The organism is Lentzea aerocolonigenes, from assembly GCF_000955955.1.
In the GTDB taxonomy this organism is placed as follows: Bacteria; Actinomycetota; Actinomycetes; order Mycobacteriales; family Pseudonocardiaceae; genus Lentzea; species Lentzea aerocolonigenes_A.
This window is the reverse complement of the sequence record NZ_JYJG01000007.1, coordinates 141637-158771: the sequence shown is the minus strand read 5'-3', so window position 1 is coordinate 158771 and position 17135 is coordinate 141637. Positions and strand designations below refer to the sequence as shown.

Here is a 17135-nt window from a genome sequence, read left to right as displayed (position 1 = left end):
GCAAGGTGAACGCCCACAACCCGGGGAACACTACGGACCTCCCCACCGAACGCGGCCCCCCACAAACAAGAAACAGCCCCTGGAAGCCGAAGCTCCAGGGGCTGTCCCTCAGATCAACCTACGCGTTCAGCGGTAGTCCCGCCCGAAGTCGTAGTCGTCCAGCGGCACCGCAGCACCAGTCCCAGTCCCGAAGACGTCAGGCGTGTAGTACCCGTCGTCATACGAGGGGATCGCGTACGCAGCCGCACGCGCCTCCTCAGTCGGCTGGACCTGGATGTTCCGGTACCTGTTGATACCCGTACCAGCCGGGATCAACTTACCGATGATCACGTTCTCCTTGAGACCGATGAGCTTGTCCGAACGCCCGTTGATAGCAGCGTCGGTCAGAACTCGCGTGGTCTCCTGGAACGACGCCGCCGACAGCCACGAGTCCGTAGCCAGCGAGGCCTTCGTGATACCCATCAGCACGGGGCGACCGGCAGCCGGCTCGCCACCCTCGGCCACGACAGCGCGGTTACCGGACTCGAAGTCCGCGCGCTCGACCAGCGAGCCGGGCAGGAACTCCGTGGCACCCGAGTCGATGATCGTGACCCGGCGCAGCATCTGCCGGACGATGACCTCGATGTGCTTGTCGTGGATGGCCACACCCTGGGCGCGGTACACCTTCTGCACTTCCTGCACCAGGTGCAGCTGGGCCTCGCGCGGGCCCATGACGCGCAGGACCTCGTGCGGGTCCGGAGTACCTTCCAGCAGCTGCTGACCGACGGCCACGTGGTCGCCGTCCTGCAGCGGGCCGGTCGCCGTGTTGGCGAGACGCTGACGCTTGGACAGCTTCTCGAACACGATCTCCTCGGAGCCGTCGTCCGGGATCAGCGTGATCTTCCAGAAGCGGTCGCCGTCCTCGATGCGGACGCGGCCGTCGACGTCGGCGATCGGCGCCTTGCCCTTCGGGACGCGGGCCTCGAAGAGCTCCTGGACACGGGGCAGACCGGTCGTGATGTCGTCACCGGCCACACCACCCTGGTGGAACGTACGCATCGTCAGCTGCGTGCCGGGCTCACCGATCGACTGGGCGGCGACGATGCCGACGGCCTCGCCGACGTCGACCAGCTGGCCGGTGGCCATCGAGCGGCCGTAGCAGGACGCGCACACACCGACCGCGGACTCGCAGGTCAGCACCGAGCGGACCTTGACGCGAACGATGCCGGCCTCGACCAGCGACTGGAGCGCCGGGTCGCCGAGGTCGTCGCCGCGGTTCAGGACGAGGTTGCCCTGAGCGTCGAGGATGTCGTCCGCGACCGTGCGGGCGTAGACCGAGGTCTGCGCGAACTCGTGCAGGCCGACCTTGTCGCCCAGCTGCTCGCCGACGGTCATCTGCACACCACGGGTGGTGCCGCAGTCGACCTCGCGGATGATGACGTCCTGCGAGACGTCCACCAGACGACGGGTCAGGTAACCCGAGTCGGCGGTACGAAGCGCGGTGTCGGCAAGACCCTTACGAGCACCGTGGGTCGCGATGAAGTACTCCAGCACCGACAAGCCCTCGCGGAACGAGTTCTTGATCGGACGCGGGATGTACTCACCCTTCGGGTTGGTGACGAGACCACGCATACCCGCGAGCGAACGGACCTGCGTCATGTTGCCGGCGGCGCCGGACTGGACGATGACGCGGATCGAGTTGTCCTCGGGGAAGTTGTCTTCCATGATCTCGTGGACCTGCTCGGTGGCCTTGGTCCACACCTTGACCAGCTCGGAGTTGCGCTCCTCGTGGGAGAGCTGACCGCGCTGGTAGCGCTTCTCCACCGCGTCCGCGAGGCGCTCGTGCTCCTCGAGGATGTCCTGCTTCGCGGCGGGGACGAGGACGTCCGAGATCGCGACGGTCACACCGGAACGGGTGGCCCAGTGGAAACCGGCGTCCTTCAGCTTGTCCAGCGTCCGGGCGACGGTGACCATCGGGTACCGCTCGGCGAGGTCGTTGATGATGATGGCCTGCCGCTTCTTGGGCATGACCTCGTTGATGAAGGCGTAGTCCTGCGGCAGGATCTCGTTGAACAGCACGCGACCCAGCGTGGTCTCCGCGAGCCACGGCTGACCGGGCTCCCAGCCCTCCGGCTCCTGCCCCTTGGGCGGGTTCTTGTCGGAGACGCGGATCTTCACCATCGACTGCAGGCCCAGGACCTTGCGGTCGAACGCCATCAGGGCCTCGGCGGGCGACGAGTAGAAGTGACCCTCGCCGATATCGCCGGGCTTGTGGCGGGTCAGGTGGTACAGACCCGTCACCATGTCCAGACGCGGCATGGCCAGCGGCTTGCCGGACGCCGGGGACAGGATGTTGTTCGACGACAGCATCAGCACGCGGGCCTCGGCCTGCGCCTCGGCGGACAGCGGCAGGTGGACTGCCATCTGGTCACCGTCGAAGTCGGCGTTGAACGCCTCACAGACCAACGGGTGCAGCTGGATGGCCTTGCCCTCGACCAGCTGCGGCTCGAAGGCCTGGATGCCGAGGCGGTGCAGCGTAGGTGCGCGGTTGAGCAGCACCGGGTGCTCGGTGATGACCTCTTCCAGCACGTCCCACACGGCCGGGCGCGCACGCTCGACCATCCGCTTGGCGGACTTGATGTTCTGCGCGTGGTTGAGGTCCACGAGCCGCTTCATCACGAACGGCTTGAAGAGCTCCAGGGCCATCTGCTTGGGCAGACCGCACTGGTGCAGCTTGAGCTGCGGGCCGACCACGATGACCGAACGGCCGGAGTAGTCGACGCGCTTGCCGAGCAGGTTCTGACGGAACCGGCCCTGCTTGCCCTTCAGCAGGTCGGACAGCGACTTCAGCGGGCGGTTACCGGGACCGGTGACCGGGCGGCCGCGGCGGCCGTTGTCGAACAGCGCGTCGACGGCCTCCTGCAGCATCCGCTTCTCGTTGTTGACGATGATCTCGGGCGCGCCGAGGTCGATCAGTCGCTTCAACCGGTTGTTGCGGTTGATGACGCGGCGGTACAGGTCGTTCAGGTCGGACGTGGCGAAGCGGCCACCGTCGAGCTGCACCATCGGGCGCAGGTCCGGCGGGATGACCGGGACGCAGTCCAGGACCATGCCCTGCGGGTTGTTGCGGGTCGCCTGGAAGGCGGCAACGACCTTGAGGCGCTTGAGCGCACGCAGCTTCTTCTGGCCCTTACCGCTGCGGATCGTCTCGCGCAGGATGTCGGCCTCGGCGTCGACGTCGTAGTCACCCAGCAGCTTCTGGATGGCCTCCGCGCCCATGGCACCGGTGAAGTAGTCGCCGTAGCGGTCGTACAGCTCGCGGTAGAGCAGCTCGTCCGCGATCAGCTGAGCGCGCTCGAGCTTGGTGAACGTGGACCAGATCTCGTCGAGGCGGTCCAGCTCGCGCTGGGCGCGGTCGCGGAGCTGGCGCATCTCACGTTCGCCACCCTCCTTGACCTTGCGGCGCACGTCGGACTTGGCACCCTCGGCCTCGAGCTCGGCCAGGTCGGCCTCGAGCTTCTGGGCGCGGGCCTCCACGTCGGCGTCGCGGCGGTTCTCGACGCGCTTGCGCTCGACCTGCATCTCGCTCTCGAGCGTCGGCAGGTCGTTGTGGCGCAGCTCGGCGTTCACGCCCACGATGACGTAGGCGGCGAAGTAGATGATCTTCTCGAGGTCCTTGGGGGCCAGGTCGAGCAGGTAGCCCAACCGGCTGGGGACGCCCTTGAAGTACCAGATGTGCGTGACCGGAGCGGCGAGCTCGATGTGGCCCATGCGCTCACGACGCACCTTCGCACGGGTCACCTCGACGCCGCAGCGCTCACAGATGATGCCCTTGAAGCGCACGCGCTTGTACTTGCCGCAGTAGCACTCCCAGTCCCTGGTGGGACCGAAGATCTTCTCGCAGAACAAGCCGTCCTTCTCAGGCTTGAGCGTGCGGTAGTTGATGGTCTCGGGCTTCTTGACCTCGCCGAAAGACCACTGGCGGATGTCGTCCGCGGTCGCGAGACCAATACGGAGCTCATCGAAGAAGTTGACGTCGAGCACGTCTACTCTCTTCCCCTTTTTAGATCGGTGGCAAAGGAGCTGGTCGGAGGGTCAGGGAGCACTGCGCGGGAGGCACTGTGCTCCCTGACCGGCGAGGTGACTAGTTGACGACGTCGTCCACGGAGGGCGACTCGGACCTCGACAGGTTGATGCCGAGGTTCGCGGCCGCGCGCTCCAGGTCCTCGTCGTCGCCGTCGCGCATCTCGATCGCGGCACCGTCCGAAGACAGGACCTCGACGTTGAGGCAGAGCGACTGCAGCTCCTTGAGCAGCACCTTGAAGGACTCCGGGATACCGGGTTCCGGGATGTTCTCGCCCTTGACGATGGCCTCGTAGACCTTCACGCGGCCGAGCACGTCGTCGGACTTGATGGTGAGCAGCTCCTGCAGGGTGTATGCGGCGCCGTACGCCTGCATCGCCCAGCACTCCATCTCACCGAAACGCTGACCACCGAACTGCGCCTTACCACCCAGCGGCTGCTGCGTGATCATCGAGTACGGGCCGGTCGAACGCGCGTGGATCTTGTCGTCGACCAGGTGCAGCAGCTTCAGGATGTACATGTAGCCGACCGACACCGGGAACGGGTACGGCTCACCGGAGCGACCGTCGAAGAGCTGCGCCTTGCCGTTCTCCTTGACCATCCGCTCACCGTCGCGGTTCGGGATGGTGGAGCCCAGCAGACCCGTGATCTCTTCTTCCTTCGCACCGTCGAACACCGGCGTGGCGGTCTTCGTGCCCGGCTCGACGTCGTACAGCTCCTCGGACAGGTTCTTCGCCCAGTCCGGGTCGCCGTTGATGCTCCAGCCCTGCTTGGCGATCCACCCGAGGTGGGTCTCCAGCACCTGGCCGATGTTCATACGACGCGGCACACCGTGGGTGTTCAGGATGATGTCGACCGGCGTGCCGTCCTCGAGGAACGGCATGTCCTCCGCGGGGAGGATCTTGCCGATGACGCCCTTGTTGCCGTGGCGGCCGGCGAGCTTGTCGCCGTCCTGGATCTTGCGCTTCTGGGCCACGTAGACGCGGACGAGCTCGTTCACGCCCGGAGGCAGCTCGTCGTCGTCCTCACGCGAGAAGACGCGGATGCCGATGACCTTGCCGTACTCGCCGTGCGGCACCTTCAGCGACGTGTCGCGGACCTCGCGCGCCTTCTCACCGAAGATCGCGCGGAGCAGGCGCTCCTCGGGCGTCAGCTCGGTCTCGCCCTTGGGCGTGACCTTGCCGACGAGGATGTCGCCCGGCTGGACCTCGGCACCGATGCGGATGATGCCGCGCTCGTCCAGGTCGGCCAGGACCTCTTCGGAGACGTTCGGGATGTCCCGGGTGATCTCCTCGGCGCCGAGCTTCGTGTCGCGGGCGTCGATCTCGTGCTCCTCGATGTGGATCGAGGTGAGAACGTCGTCCTGCACGAGGCGCTGCGACAGGATGATCGCGTCCTCGTAGTTGTGGCCTTCCCACGGCATGATCGCCACGAGCAGGTTCTTGCCGAGCGCCATCTCGGCGTTCTCGGTGCAAGGACCGTCGGCCAGAACCTGACCCGCCTCGATCCGGTCGCCCTCGTTGACGATGGGCTTCTGGTTGATGCAGGTGCCCTGGTTCGAGCGGCGGAACTTGTGCAGCGCGTAGGTGTTGCGCGCACCGTCGTCGGCCATGACGGTGATGTAGTCGGCGGAGACCTCCTCGACCACACCCGTCTTCTTCGCGACGACGACGTCACCGGCGTCGACGGCAGCGCGCAGCTCCATACCGGTGCCGACCAGCGGCGACTCGGAGCGGAGCAGCGGCACGGCCTGACGCTGCATGTTCGCACCCATCAGGGCGCGGTTGGCGTCGTCGTGCTCGAGGAACGGGATCATGGCGGTCGCTGCCGACACCATCTGGCGCGGCGAGACGTCCATGTAGTCGACGTCGGTCGGGTCGATGAACTCGACCTCGCCGCCCTTCTTGCGGACCAGGACGCGGTCGTCGGTGAAGTTGCCCTCGTCGTCGGTCGGCGAGTTCGCCTGCGCCTTGACGTAGCGGTCTTCCTCGTCCGCGGTCAGGTAGTCGATCTGGTCGGTGACCCGGCCGTCGACGACCTTGCGGTACGGCGTCTCGATGAAGCCGAACGGGTTGACCCGCGCGTAGCTCGACAGCGATCCGATCAGACCGATGTTCGGGCCTTCCGGCGTCTCGATCGGGCACATGCGGCCGTAGTGCGACGGGTGGACGTCGCGGACCTCCATGCCCGCCCGCTCACGGGACAGACCACCCGGACCCAGCGCCGACAGGCGACGCTTGTGGGTCAGGCCCGCCAGGGGGTTGGTCTGGTCCATGAACTGCGACAGCTGCGAGGTGCCGAAGAACTCCTTGATCGCCGCCACGACGGGACGGATGTTGATCAGGGTCTGCGGCGTGATGGCCTCGACGTCCTGCGTGGTCATGCGCTCGCGGACGACGCGCTCCATGCGGGACAGACCGACGCGGATCTGGTTCTGGATCAGCTCACCAACGGTGCGCAGGCGGCGGTTGCCGAAGTGGTCGATGTCGTCGACCTCGACGGGAACCACGGTGCCGTCGGCACCGTCCATCTGCGTCTCACCGGCGTGCAGGCGGACGAGGTACTCGATCGTCGTGACGATGTCGTCCTCGGTCAGCACACCGGTGTTGATCTCACTGGTGACGCCGAGCTTCTTGTTGATCTTGTACCGGCCGACCTTCGCCAGGTCGTAGCGCTTGTCCTTGAAGAACAGGTTCTCCAGCAGGGCCTGCGCCGACTCCTTCGTCGGCGGCTCGCCCGGACGCAGCTTGCGGTAGATGTCGAGCAACGCCTCGTCGGTACCCGCGGTGTGATCCTTCTCGAGCGTGGTCAGCAACGTCTCGCTGAACGCGAACCGCTCGCGGATCTGCTCGGTGCTCCAGCCCAGAGCCTTCAGCAGCACCGTCACCGGCTGGCGACGCTTGCGGTCGATGCGGACACCAACGGTGTCGCGCTTGTCGACGTCGAACTCCAGCCAGGCACCCCGAGACGGGATGATCTTGACGCTGAAGACGTCCTTGTCCGTCGTCTTGTCGACCGCGGTGTCGTAGTAGACACCAGGCGAACGCACGAGCTGAGAGACCACCACGCGCTCAGTGCCGTTGATGATGAACGTGCCCTTGTTCGTCATCATCGGGAAGTCACCCATGAACACCGTCTGGCTCTTGATCTCGCCAGTGGTGTGGTTGGTGAATTCCGCCGTGACGAACAACGGTGCCGCGTACGTCATGTCCTTGTCCTTGCACTCTTCGGTCGAGGCCTTGACCTCGTCGAAGCGCGGGTCGGAGAAGGACAGTGACATGGAGCCGGAGAAGTCCTCGATCGGCGAGATCTCGTTGAGGACCTCTTCGAGGCCGCCCGTCGGGGTCTCGTCGCCGGCGTCGACGCGGCGCTGGAACCACGCCTCATCGCCGGTCAACCACTCAAAGGACTGGATCTGCAGGTCAAGCAGGTTGGGCGTCGAAAGCGGCTCGTGAATCTTCGCGAACGAGACCCGCTTCGGCGCTCCAGGGATCCCCGACGTGGAGTTGGTCGCAGCAGTGGCCTTGGTCGCGCGAGAGATCGCCAAGATGCGTCCTTCCAGGGACAAATAGCTGGCTAGAGCGAACTAGCACGGCTGTCAAGGGTGCGGCGCTGCTCGACTAATCCACGCTCTCGGCGAAGGGCAAGCGGAAAATGGGCAGCGCAAAGGGGCAGTCTAGCCACGCGCACGGCGACTGTCGAGAGGCACCTGGAAGGACCCTCCTCTTGCTCACCGACAGAGTGACCCTGCATGAGCGCGCAGTCAAGATGTGGACAGTCGATCCACCCTGTGGATGGAGCGCCATTTACCGACTGTCACCCATTTGACCTGCATAAACACGCGTGCGGCCGATTTGGTGGGAAGTTGGCGGCTTCAAGCGGACTAACAGAGCGCCACGAGATTTGTGTGACCGAGATCACGCGTGTCGGGACTGGCGGAGGGTGTCTCAGGGGTGCTTCCAGGGCATGCCCGAGGGTTGTTGATCTTAGGACACGACGAAGCCCGGGCCGAAACCGGCCCGGGCCAAACGACTTGCCTGGGTCAGCAGCCCTGGAGCTGACGGTTCTGGTCTGCCGTCGCGCCGAACATCTCCATGTTGTCGATCTTCCAGCGGCCGCCGTCGTCGATGGCGCTCACCCGGAGCATGGCGGTGCCGCCGCCCGACTGGTTGTCGGTGGTGCGGGTGGTGACCTGGTCGGCGAAGACCAGGACGGTGGCGCGGCCGTCCTTCAGGGACGAGACGGCGGAGGAGACGACCCGGACGGTCACGACCAGCTTCTGCTGGGGCGCGACTTCCTTCACCGGGCCGAACACGGCGTTGTACTGGCACAAGGCCTTGCCGGTGAGCAGTTCGCGGGCCGCCTTCTCGGTGGACTCGACGTCGGCGAAGTTGTACGAGAAGGACTTCTCGACGGCCTCGCGGATCTGGCCGTTCACCGCCGAGGTGGTCGCCGAGTCGACGAGGGCGGCGTCGTAGGACACCGCGCGCGACTTGAAGAGGAAGAAGCCGCCGAGGCCGCCCAGCAGCACACCGACCACGACCAGGGCCACCGGCAAGATCCACGACGGCCGGGAGGGCACAGCGGGTTCGACCGGCTCGGCAGCGGCCTTCTTCTCACCGACAGGCTTCTTCTCACCGGTCGGCTTCTTCGACGAAGCGGGCGGCGGCGTCCACTCGACCGCCTCCGGCGCCTTCAGCTCGTCGGCCTCCTGCTCCTCCGCCAGCTCCTCGATCTCCGGAGCCCCCGCGGCCTCGAGGACCTCGGGAGCCGGTGCCTCTTCGGCGGCGCGGCGGTGCAGGCCGGCGACCTTCGGGCGGCCTCCGGACGGTGGCGTGGGGATGGGGCGGCGGCGAGGTCCAGGCACGTGCGCGTCCAATCAGACGCCCGCCCGCAACGGACCCAGCTGCGAAAGCTTCCAGCCGTCCTCGGTGCGGGTGAGCTTGGTCAGGTACCGGTTGATCTTCGTGACCTTCTGGCCATCGGCAGGGGTCACCGTGCTCTCGACCACCGCGATCATGGACGCGGTGCCGGCGCGGTCGTCGAGCTCGGTGATCGCCGAGTCCAGGACCTTCGAGGTGGTCACGGACTTGGCGTCGACCAGTTGCTTCTTGCGCGAGTCCTTGTCCTTGTCGATCTCCGCGCGCAGCTCGCCGGTCGACGAGTTGAGCCAGCGCTGCAGGTCCTCGTCGACCTTCTGGTAGTCCAAGGTCAGGAAGTTCGAGATGCCGACCTGGCCGGAGCGCAGGGCGTCGTCGCGCGCCGCGGCGAACGACGACTCCGACGAGTGCGCGGAGCTGTACCAGACGAAGCCGCTGAACACGGCGAACACGAGCATCACCACGGCGAAGACCGCGGCGAGCGCTGTGAAGATCCGCACTACTTCTTCTCCTCCGGCAAACCGAGCAGCTGGCCCAGCGACGTCAGCAGCGGCAACTCCGGAGCCGCCTGCTGCCCGGTCGGCTCCAGGCCCGGCTGCGTCGTCGCGTTGCCAACCGGCGTCGTCGGCGTTCCACCGTACGGCGCATTCTGCGAGCCTCGCACCGAGGTCGCCGAACCGCGCGCGAGAGCGCAGTACGCCTGCGTGTTCAACGGCGCCGCGGACGTGTCGTTGCCCTGACGGATCTTGGTGCCCTCGTAACCCACGGTGCACGGCATCGGGTCGAACACGTTCAGCGCGAGGCCGAAGTGCGCGGACCCGTCGCCCGGCGCCACGGTGAAGCCACCGCCGACGGCGAGGGGGTACGTCACCGCGATCTGCTCCAAACCATCACGCCTGGTCACGAGGATGTTCGAGGTGGTCAGCAGGTTCGCGAACACCACACCGAGGTTCGGCCCGCTCTCCTTCAGCAACGCCGACACCTGCTGCGAGGCCGGCGGCACCGCCACGATCAACCGGCGGATGTCGCCGTCGGACGCCTTCAGCTGCTCCGCGATCAACCGCAGGTCACCGCTGAACGACCGGATCGCGCCACCCTGCGCGGCCTGCGTGGACAGCACGATCTTGCCGTCCTTGAGCAGCTGCGTCGTCTGCGGCAGGTGCTCCTTGGCCGCCGCCGTGAACGCCGCGGTGTTGTCGATCAGCACCTGCAGGTCGCCACCGGTGCCGCTGAACGCCGTGTGCAGCTCGTCGACGACGGTGCGCAGCGAGTCGGTGGGCACCGACGAGGCGAACGCGTCCAGGTTGGACAGCAGGCCGTCGACCGGCGGCGGCGTCTTGGTGGCCGACCGCGGGATGACCGACCCGGCCTCCAGATAGGGCCCGGAGTCGCTCTTCGGCCGCAGGTCGACGTACTGCTCACCCACGGCCGAGCGGTTCGCCACCACTGCCTCGGTCGACGCGGGCACGCGCGGCGCGTCCGAGTCGAGTTCCAGGTCGACCTCGATGCCCTCGGAGGTCAGCCGCAGCTGCCCGACCCGGCCGATCGTGACGCCGCGGTACGTGACCTCGGCGTTGGTGAAGATGCCGCCCGAATCCGCGAGCTGCATCGTCACGACCGTCGACGACGACTTGAACAGGCCCACGTACGTCGCGCTGACGTACGAGATGCCCAGCAACGCGACCAGCACGAACGCGCCGATCTTGAGCTTGGTGCCGCGTGTGATCACTTGCGACCTCCCAGCAGGCCGCCGAGCAGATCGCCCAGCCCGGACCCGGTTCCGGTGCCGGGGCTGAGACCGGGCAGCGGGATGTTCGGCAACGGCAACGGCGTGCCCGACGGGATCAACGAGTCCAGCGGGGACTGCCGCGACCGGCCGAGGTTGTCGAGGATGTTGCCGAGGTTCAGGTCGAGGTCGGCGTAGAGGTTCGTGTAGTCGCCCTTGATGCCGTCGACCGCCGCGTCCGGGAACGGGTAGGTCAGCAACAGCTCGAACGCCTTGGGCAGGTTCTGCCCAGACTCCGCCAGCTTCTGCAACGTCGGCTGCAACGCCTTCAGGTCCGCCACGATGTCGTCCCGGCTCTTGTTCACCGTGTCCACCGCGACGTCCGAGAGCTTGTCCAGGGACTTCAGCAACGTCACGAGCTGCGTGCGCTGCTCGGCGATCACGCGCAGACCGGGCTCGAGGTCCGTCAGCGCCACCGCGATCTTCTCCCGCTGGTCAGCCAACGTCCCGGCGAGGCGGTTGATCGAGTCGAGCGCGCGGACGATCTCCGCCTTGTGCTTGTCCAGCTCCCCGACGAACGTGTTCAGGTTGCCCAGCAGCGAGCGGATCTGCTGCTCGTTGCCCTGCATCGCGTTGTTGAGCTCCTTGGTGATGTTCTGCAGCTGCGCCACACCACCACCGTTGAGCAGCAACGACAACGCGCCGAAGACCTCTTCGACCTCGGGGTTGCGGTTGGTCCGGTCAAGCGGGATCACCGCGTTGTCGGCGAGCTTGGCCTCCACCGCCTGTGTTTGATCATTTTTGGGAGGCTTGCCCAGCTCGACAAACTTCTCACCCAGCAACGCGGACTGCCGCAGCTTGGCGAACGCGTTGGCCGGCAGCTGCACGTCGCCGTTGACCAGCATCGTGACCTCGGCGGTCCAGCCGTCCGGAGCGAGGTCGATCTGCTCGACCCGTCCCACCGGCACGTCGTTGACCTTCACGCCCGCCTGCGGCACCAGGTCCAGCACGTCCTTGAACTGCGCCTTCACCCGGTACGGGTGGTCACCGACGTCGGCGCCACCGGGCAGCGGCATGTTGTAGACGCCGTCGAACCCACCGGAACCGCACCCCGTCAACGCGAGCGCTGTCAAAGCGATCAGGAGCTTCTTCATCGCGGCTGACCCCCGAGCGGCAGGGGCAGCGGCAGCTTGCCCGCGTTGAGGTCGCTGACGATCTGCGCCGGCGACTGCAGCGGCACCGCACCCGACAGGATCGGCTCCAGCTGCTTGCACGTCTGCGCGAGGATCGGCGGCACGTTGTTCGGCGTCGCCTGCTGCACCAGCTTGCAGACCAGCACGATCGGCGGCTGGTTCAGCTCGTTGATGTCCGCGCGGGTGTCGAGCGTGCCGGACGCCGCGTTGTAGGAGTTCTGCAGGTTGCCCAGTGCCAGCGGCGCCACGTCGAGCGTCTCCGCCAGCGCCGCCCGCTGGTTCACCAGCACCTGCGTGATCGAGGCGAGCTTGTCCACATTGGACTTGAGCACCTCGCGGTTGTCCTTGATGAAGCCCTGCACCTGCTGCAACGCCGTCGCCAGCTCGCTCAACGCGGCACCGAGGTCACCGCGCTCGTCGGCCAGCAGCTTCGTGACGTCGGCGAGCTGCTTGTTGAAGTCCCGCACCTGGCTGTCGTTCGCGGCCAGCATCGCGGTGAACTTCTGCAGGTTGTCGACGGTCGCGAACAGGTCCTCTTTGGACCCCGACAGCGTCCGCGTGGCCTGGCCGAGGTTCTTCAACGTGTCGTTGAGCGCCTGGCCGTTGCCTTCGAGGTTCTTCGCGGCCGAGTTCAACAGGTCCGCCAAGGCACCGTCGGCGTTCGCCCCGTTGGGCCCCAACGCGGTCGTGAGCTTGTCCAGTGACTGGTAGAGCTCGTCCAGCTCGACCGGCGTCGCGGTGCGCTCGCGCGGGATCACGGCGTTGTCGCCCATCGTCGGCCCACCGGTGTAGGCGGGCGCGAGCTGCACGTACCGGTCGCTGACCACGCTCGGCGAGACCACGACTGCCTGCGCGTTCTGCGGGATCCGGACGTCGCGGTCGACCGTGAAGACGACCTTGACCGTCTTGCCCTCCGGCGTGACCTCGTCGATCGTGCCGACCTTCACGCCGAGCACCCGCACGTCACCGCCGGGGTAGACGCCGACGGCCGCGGCGAAGTGCGCGGTCACCTTGCGCTCGTTCATGCCGGAGAAGATCCACCACAGCGCCGCGGTCGCGACGAGCGCGAGCACGCACGCCATCGCGATGCCGCGTCCGAGCTTGGAGCCGGCCACATCAGTCATCGCTGCACCCCCGGAGGCAGGCAGCCTTCCTCGTTGAACCCGACGAGGCCGAGGTTCACCGAAGGCGGCAGCAGACCGCAGATGTAGGTGTCGAACCAGCGCCCGTTGCCCAGGGTGTTCGCGAACACCCGGTAGAACGGCGCCAGCAACGTGAGGCTGCGGTCGAGGTTGTCCTGGTTGCGCTGCAGGATCGTGGTGACCTTGCCTAGCTGCTCCAGGGCGGGCTTGAGCTGGTTCTGGTTGTCCTGCACCAGACCGCTGAGCTCACGGGACAGGTCGCGCGTGCCGGTCAGCAGCGCGCTGATCGCCTCGCGCCGCTTGCGGATCTCGCCGAGCAGCAGGTTGCCGTCGGAGAGGAGCTTCTCGAACTCCTCGTTGCGGTCGGCCAGCGTCTTGGTCAGCTTCCTGGTGTTGTCCAGGAGCTTGGCCAGCTGCTCGTCGCGCGACGAGATCGTCTTCGACAGGGCGGACAGGCCGTCCAGCGCGCCCCGCACGTGCTCCGGTGAGTTCTTGAAGGTGTCGGACAGCACCGTGAAGCTGTCCGCGAGCTGCTTGGTGTCGATCTGGCCGACGGTCGTCGCGAGCCCGTTGAACGCCTCGTTCACGTCGTACGGCGCGAGCGTGCGTTCCTTCGGGATCGGGTCGCCCGGCGAGAGCGGCTGCTGACCCTGCGGGTCGAGCGACAGGAACTTCTGGCCCAGCAACGTCTTGATGCGGATCATCGCGGTCGTCCGGTCGCCCACCCAGGCGTCCTTGACCTTGAACGTCACCCGCACCCGGTCGCCGTTGAGCTTGACCTTGGTGACCTTGCCGACCTTCACGCCGGCGACGCGGACCTCGTTGCCAGGGACCAGCCCCGCCGCCTCGCTGAAGTCCGCGGCGTAGCTCGTGCCACCGCCGACGATCGGCAGGTCGTCCGAGTAGAACGCGGCCAGCAACAGCAGCGCGATGAGTGTCAGGCTGATCGCGCCGGTCCTGATCGGGTTGCGCTGTTTCATCGGCGGCACCTCTGCTGTGTCACCGGCAACGCCGTGATCGGAATCGGGTTCGAGATGACCGGCGGGACGGAGACCTTGCCGCTCGCCTCGCACAGGTAGAAGTTGAACCACGAGCCGTAGGTCGCGGTGCGCGTGATGGTCTCCAGCTTGTTCGGCAGCTTCTGCAGGAAGCCGTCGACGATCTGCTCGTTGTCCGCCAGGTTCTTCGAGACCAGGCCGAGCTGCGCGATGTCGTTCTTCAACGGCTCGCGGCCCTGCTCCAGCAGCCCGGCGGTGGCGTTGGTCAGGTCGCCGAGCGCGGTGATCGCGTCACCGATCGGCTGGCGGTCCTGTGCAAGGCCGGAAACCAGTTGCTGCAACGTGATCACGAGGCTGTTGAAGTCCTGGTCGCGCGAGTTCACGGTGTCGAGCGCGGTGTTGAGGTTGTCGACGACCTCGCCGATCACCTTGTCCTTGCTCGCCAGCGTGCTGGTCAGCGACGCCGTGTGCTGCAGCAGGCTGTCGATCGTGCCGCCTTCTCCCTGCAGCACCTGGATGATCTCGAACGACAGCTTGTTCACGTCCTCCGGCGACAGCGCCTGGAAGAGCGGCTTGAAGCCGTTGAACAACACCGTCAGGTCGAGCGCGGGCTTGGTGCGCTCCAGCGGGATCGTGCCGCCCTCTGGCAGCACCGCCTTGGTGTCACCGGTGCCGGATTCGAGCGCGATGTACCGCTGCCCGACCAGGTTGCGGTACTTGATCGTCGCGATGACCGACCCCGGCAGCTTGCGGTCGCCATCGATCGAGAAGTCGACCTCGGCGGTCTTGCGGTCGACGACCTTGATCTCGTCGACCTGCCCGACGCGCACACCGGCGATGCGGATGTCGTCACCCTCGTTCAACGCCGTGACGTCGGTGAACCGCGCCTTGTAGTCCGTGGCACCGGCCAGGTTCACGTTGGCGATGGTCACCGCGAGCAGCGTCGTGGCGAGGATCGTCACCACCGCGAAGGTGATCAGCTTGAGCAGCGGGGCGAGCACACCCTTCACTTGACCGTCACCTCCGTCCCGCGCACGAGCGGTCCGAGCAGCAGGCTCGACCAGCTGGGCATGTCACGCGGGTCCATGCCGAGCTGCGGCCCGTAGAGCGCCGCGATCAACCGGGCTTCCTCCGGGGAGTTGGCGAGCCGCAGCACGTCCTGCGCCGACGACGTCGACGTCACGTTGCCCGCGTTGGCAGGCGGCAGGATCCCGTCGTTGGCGACACGGGCGGGCGGCGGCGCGGACGAGCCGTCGTTCACCGGCCCCTCCGGCGGGTACTGCGGGAACGGGTCCGGCCGCGGCACGAGGTCGTAGCAGCGGGGTCCGCGCTTGTCCTTGTACTCGGGTTCGTCCAGGTTCGGCTTGTACTTGCCGCGGTTCTGCGTGATCTCCAGCGTGATGTGCAGGCCAGGCTCGTTGGTGCCCTCGCCGAAGGCCTTGCTGATGACCGGCTCGAACTCCGCGAGCCCCTTGAGCAGGCACGGGTACTCGGGCGCGTACTTGGCCAGCAGCTCCAGCGTCGGGCGGCTGGTGTCGGCGAGCGCGATGAGGTTGTTCTTGTTGACCGTGACGAAGCTCGTGAGGTCCTGCGACGTCGTGGTGAGCGACCCGTACAGCGCGAGCAGGTTGTCCCGCTGCTCCACGACCGTCTTGGTCGTCGTGGTCATGTCGTTGAGCGCCTGCAACAGGTCCGGCGCGGCGTCCGAGTAGACGTTGGCGACATCCGCGAGCTTGGAGATGTTCTCCTTCAACGCGGGCAGCTGCGGGTTGAGTTCACCGAGGTACTGGTCGAGCGACACCAGCGTCTGACCGAGCGGCTTGCCCCGCCCGTCCAGCGCCTGCGACAGCGCGGTCAGCGTGGTGGCGAGCTTCTCCGGCTGAATGGCCTGCAGCACCGGCATCAGGTTGTCCAGCACGCGTTCCAGCTCGATCGCACTGCTGGTCTTGTCCTGCTCGATGACGGCGCCGGCCTTGATGGCCGCGCTCTTCTGCTGCGGCAGCACCAGGTTCACGTACCGCTCACCGAACAACGTCTTGGGCAGCAGGCGCGCGCTGACGTTGCCGGGGATCTCGTTGACCTTGTCCGGCAACAGCGCGAGCTCCAGCTCGGCCCCGTTGCCGCTGCTGCGGATGGCCTTCACCGACCCGACGATCAGCCCGCGCACCTTCACGTCGCTGGCCGTCTGCAGCTGGTTGCCGATGTGGTCGGTCTTGAGCGTGACCTTCACGTAGTCGCCGAAGGCGTCCTTGTACAGCGCCACCGTGAGCGACAGGAACATGGCGATCGCGAGGAGGAACGCGATACCGAGAATGCGTTTCCTCATCCCGCGATCCTCACCGTCGTCGTGGCACCCCAGATCGCGAGGCTCAGGAAGAAGTCGAGCAGCGCGGTCGTCACGATCGCCGTCCGCACCGCCCGGCCGACCGCCACACCCACGCCCGCCGGACCGCCACTGGCCCGGTAGCCGTAGTAGCAGTGCGTCATGATGATCACGACCGCGAAGACCAGCACCTTGCCGAACGACCAGAGCACGTCGATCGGAGGTAGGAACAGGTTGAAGTAGTGGTCGTACGTACCGGCCGACTGCCCGTAGAACTCCACCGTGATCGTCCGCGCCGCCAGGTAACTCGTCAGCAGCCCGATCACGTACAGCGGGATGATCGCCACGAACCCGGCGATGATCCGCGTGGTCACCAGGAACGGCAGGCTCGGAATGCCCATGACCTCGAGCGCGTCGATCTCCTCGGAGATCCGCATGGCACCGAGCTGGGCCGTGAAGCCAGACCCGACCGTGGCGCTCAAAGCGAGACCGGCGACCAGTGGCGCGATCTCACGGGTGTTGAAGTACGCGGACACGAACCCGGCGAACGCGGACGTGCCGATCTGGTTGAGGGCCGTGAAGCCCTGCAGACCGACGACCGTTCCCGTGAACACCGACAGCCCGACCATCACACCGATCGTGCCGCCGATGACCGCCAGCGCCCCGGACCCGAAGCTGACCTCGGCCAGCAGCCGCAGGGTCTCCTTCATGTACCGCTTGAGCGCACGAGGCGTCCACGCCAGCGCCTTGAGGTAGAACGCCAGCTGGTCGCCGAATCCGTCCAGAGCGGACAGCGCCTTGTTCGCCATCG

11 protein-coding genes are annotated in these 17135 nt (G+C 66.7%); all 11 read right to left on the bottom strand.

Annotated features, from left to right (window positions below; all coding sequences use genetic code 11):
* Positions 1-126 precede the first annotated feature (126 nt).
* The 11 genes from UK23_RS03010 to UK23_RS02960 all read right to left on the bottom strand — a co-directional run bounded on the left by UK23_RS03010 (position 127) and on the right by UK23_RS02960 (position 17133).
* The gene (locus UK23_RS03010) at positions 127-4023 is read right to left on the bottom strand and encodes a DNA-directed RNA polymerase subunit beta' (protein ID WP_045309772.1); all 3897 of its coding nucleotides are present in this window, start codon (positions 4021-4023) and stop codon (positions 127-129) included.
* Between the two features lie 100 nt (positions 4024-4123).
* Positions 4124-7609, bottom strand: a complete 3486-nt coding sequence (locus tag UK23_RS03005; protein ID WP_045309771.1) for a DNA-directed RNA polymerase subunit beta — start codon at positions 7607-7609, stop codon at positions 4124-4126.
* 495 nt (positions 7610-8104) lie between these two features.
* Complete coding sequence (locus tag UK23_RS48180) at positions 8105-8929, bottom strand: hypothetical protein (protein WP_156212690.1); 825 nt, start codon at positions 8927-8929, stop codon at positions 8105-8107.
* A 12-nt stretch (positions 8930-8941) separates the two neighbouring features.
* Positions 8942-9442 (bottom strand): hypothetical protein, encoded by a 501-nt coding sequence (locus UK23_RS02995; RefSeq protein WP_045309770.1) that lies wholly within the window; start codon positions 9440-9442, stop codon positions 8942-8944.
* Complete coding sequence (locus tag UK23_RS02990; RefSeq protein WP_045309769.1) at positions 9442-10671, bottom strand: MCE family protein; 1230 nt, start codon at positions 10669-10671, stop codon at positions 9442-9444. Before UK23_RS02990 ends, UK23_RS02995 begins: the two co-directional genes overlap by 1 nt.
* Positions 10668-11822, bottom strand: a complete 1155-nt coding sequence (locus tag UK23_RS02985; protein WP_045309768.1) for an MCE family protein — start codon at positions 11820-11822, stop codon at positions 10668-10670. Before UK23_RS02985 ends, UK23_RS02990 begins: the two co-directional genes overlap by 4 nt.
* Positions 11819-12985, bottom strand: a complete 1167-nt coding sequence (locus UK23_RS02980) for an MCE family protein (protein ID WP_045309767.1) — start codon at positions 12983-12985, stop codon at positions 11819-11821. Before UK23_RS02980 ends, UK23_RS02985 begins: the two co-directional genes overlap by 4 nt.
* On the bottom strand, positions 12982-13983 hold the full coding sequence (locus UK23_RS02975; RefSeq protein ID WP_045309796.1) for an MCE family protein: 1002 nt from the start codon (positions 13981-13983) through the stop codon (positions 12982-12984). Before UK23_RS02975 ends, UK23_RS02980 begins: the two co-directional genes overlap by 4 nt.
* Entirely contained in the window at positions 13980-15011 is a 1032-nt protein-coding gene (locus UK23_RS02970; protein ID WP_045309766.1) for an MCE family protein, read from the bottom strand. The genes UK23_RS02975 and UK23_RS02970 overlap by 4 nt, the downstream gene beginning before the upstream one ends.
* On the bottom strand, positions 15008-16327 hold the full coding sequence (locus UK23_RS02965; protein WP_045309765.1) for an MCE family protein: 1320 nt from the start codon (positions 16325-16327) through the stop codon (positions 15008-15010). The genes UK23_RS02970 and UK23_RS02965 overlap by 4 nt, the downstream gene beginning before the upstream one ends.
* Positions 16324-17133 carry an MlaE family ABC transporter permease gene (locus UK23_RS02960; protein WP_045309764.1) on the bottom strand — a complete coding sequence of 270 codons (810 nt, stop codon included), beginning with the start codon at positions 17131-17133 and terminating at the stop codon, positions 16324-16326. Before UK23_RS02960 ends, UK23_RS02965 begins: the two co-directional genes overlap by 4 nt.
* Positions 17134-17135: the final 2 nt, after the last annotated feature.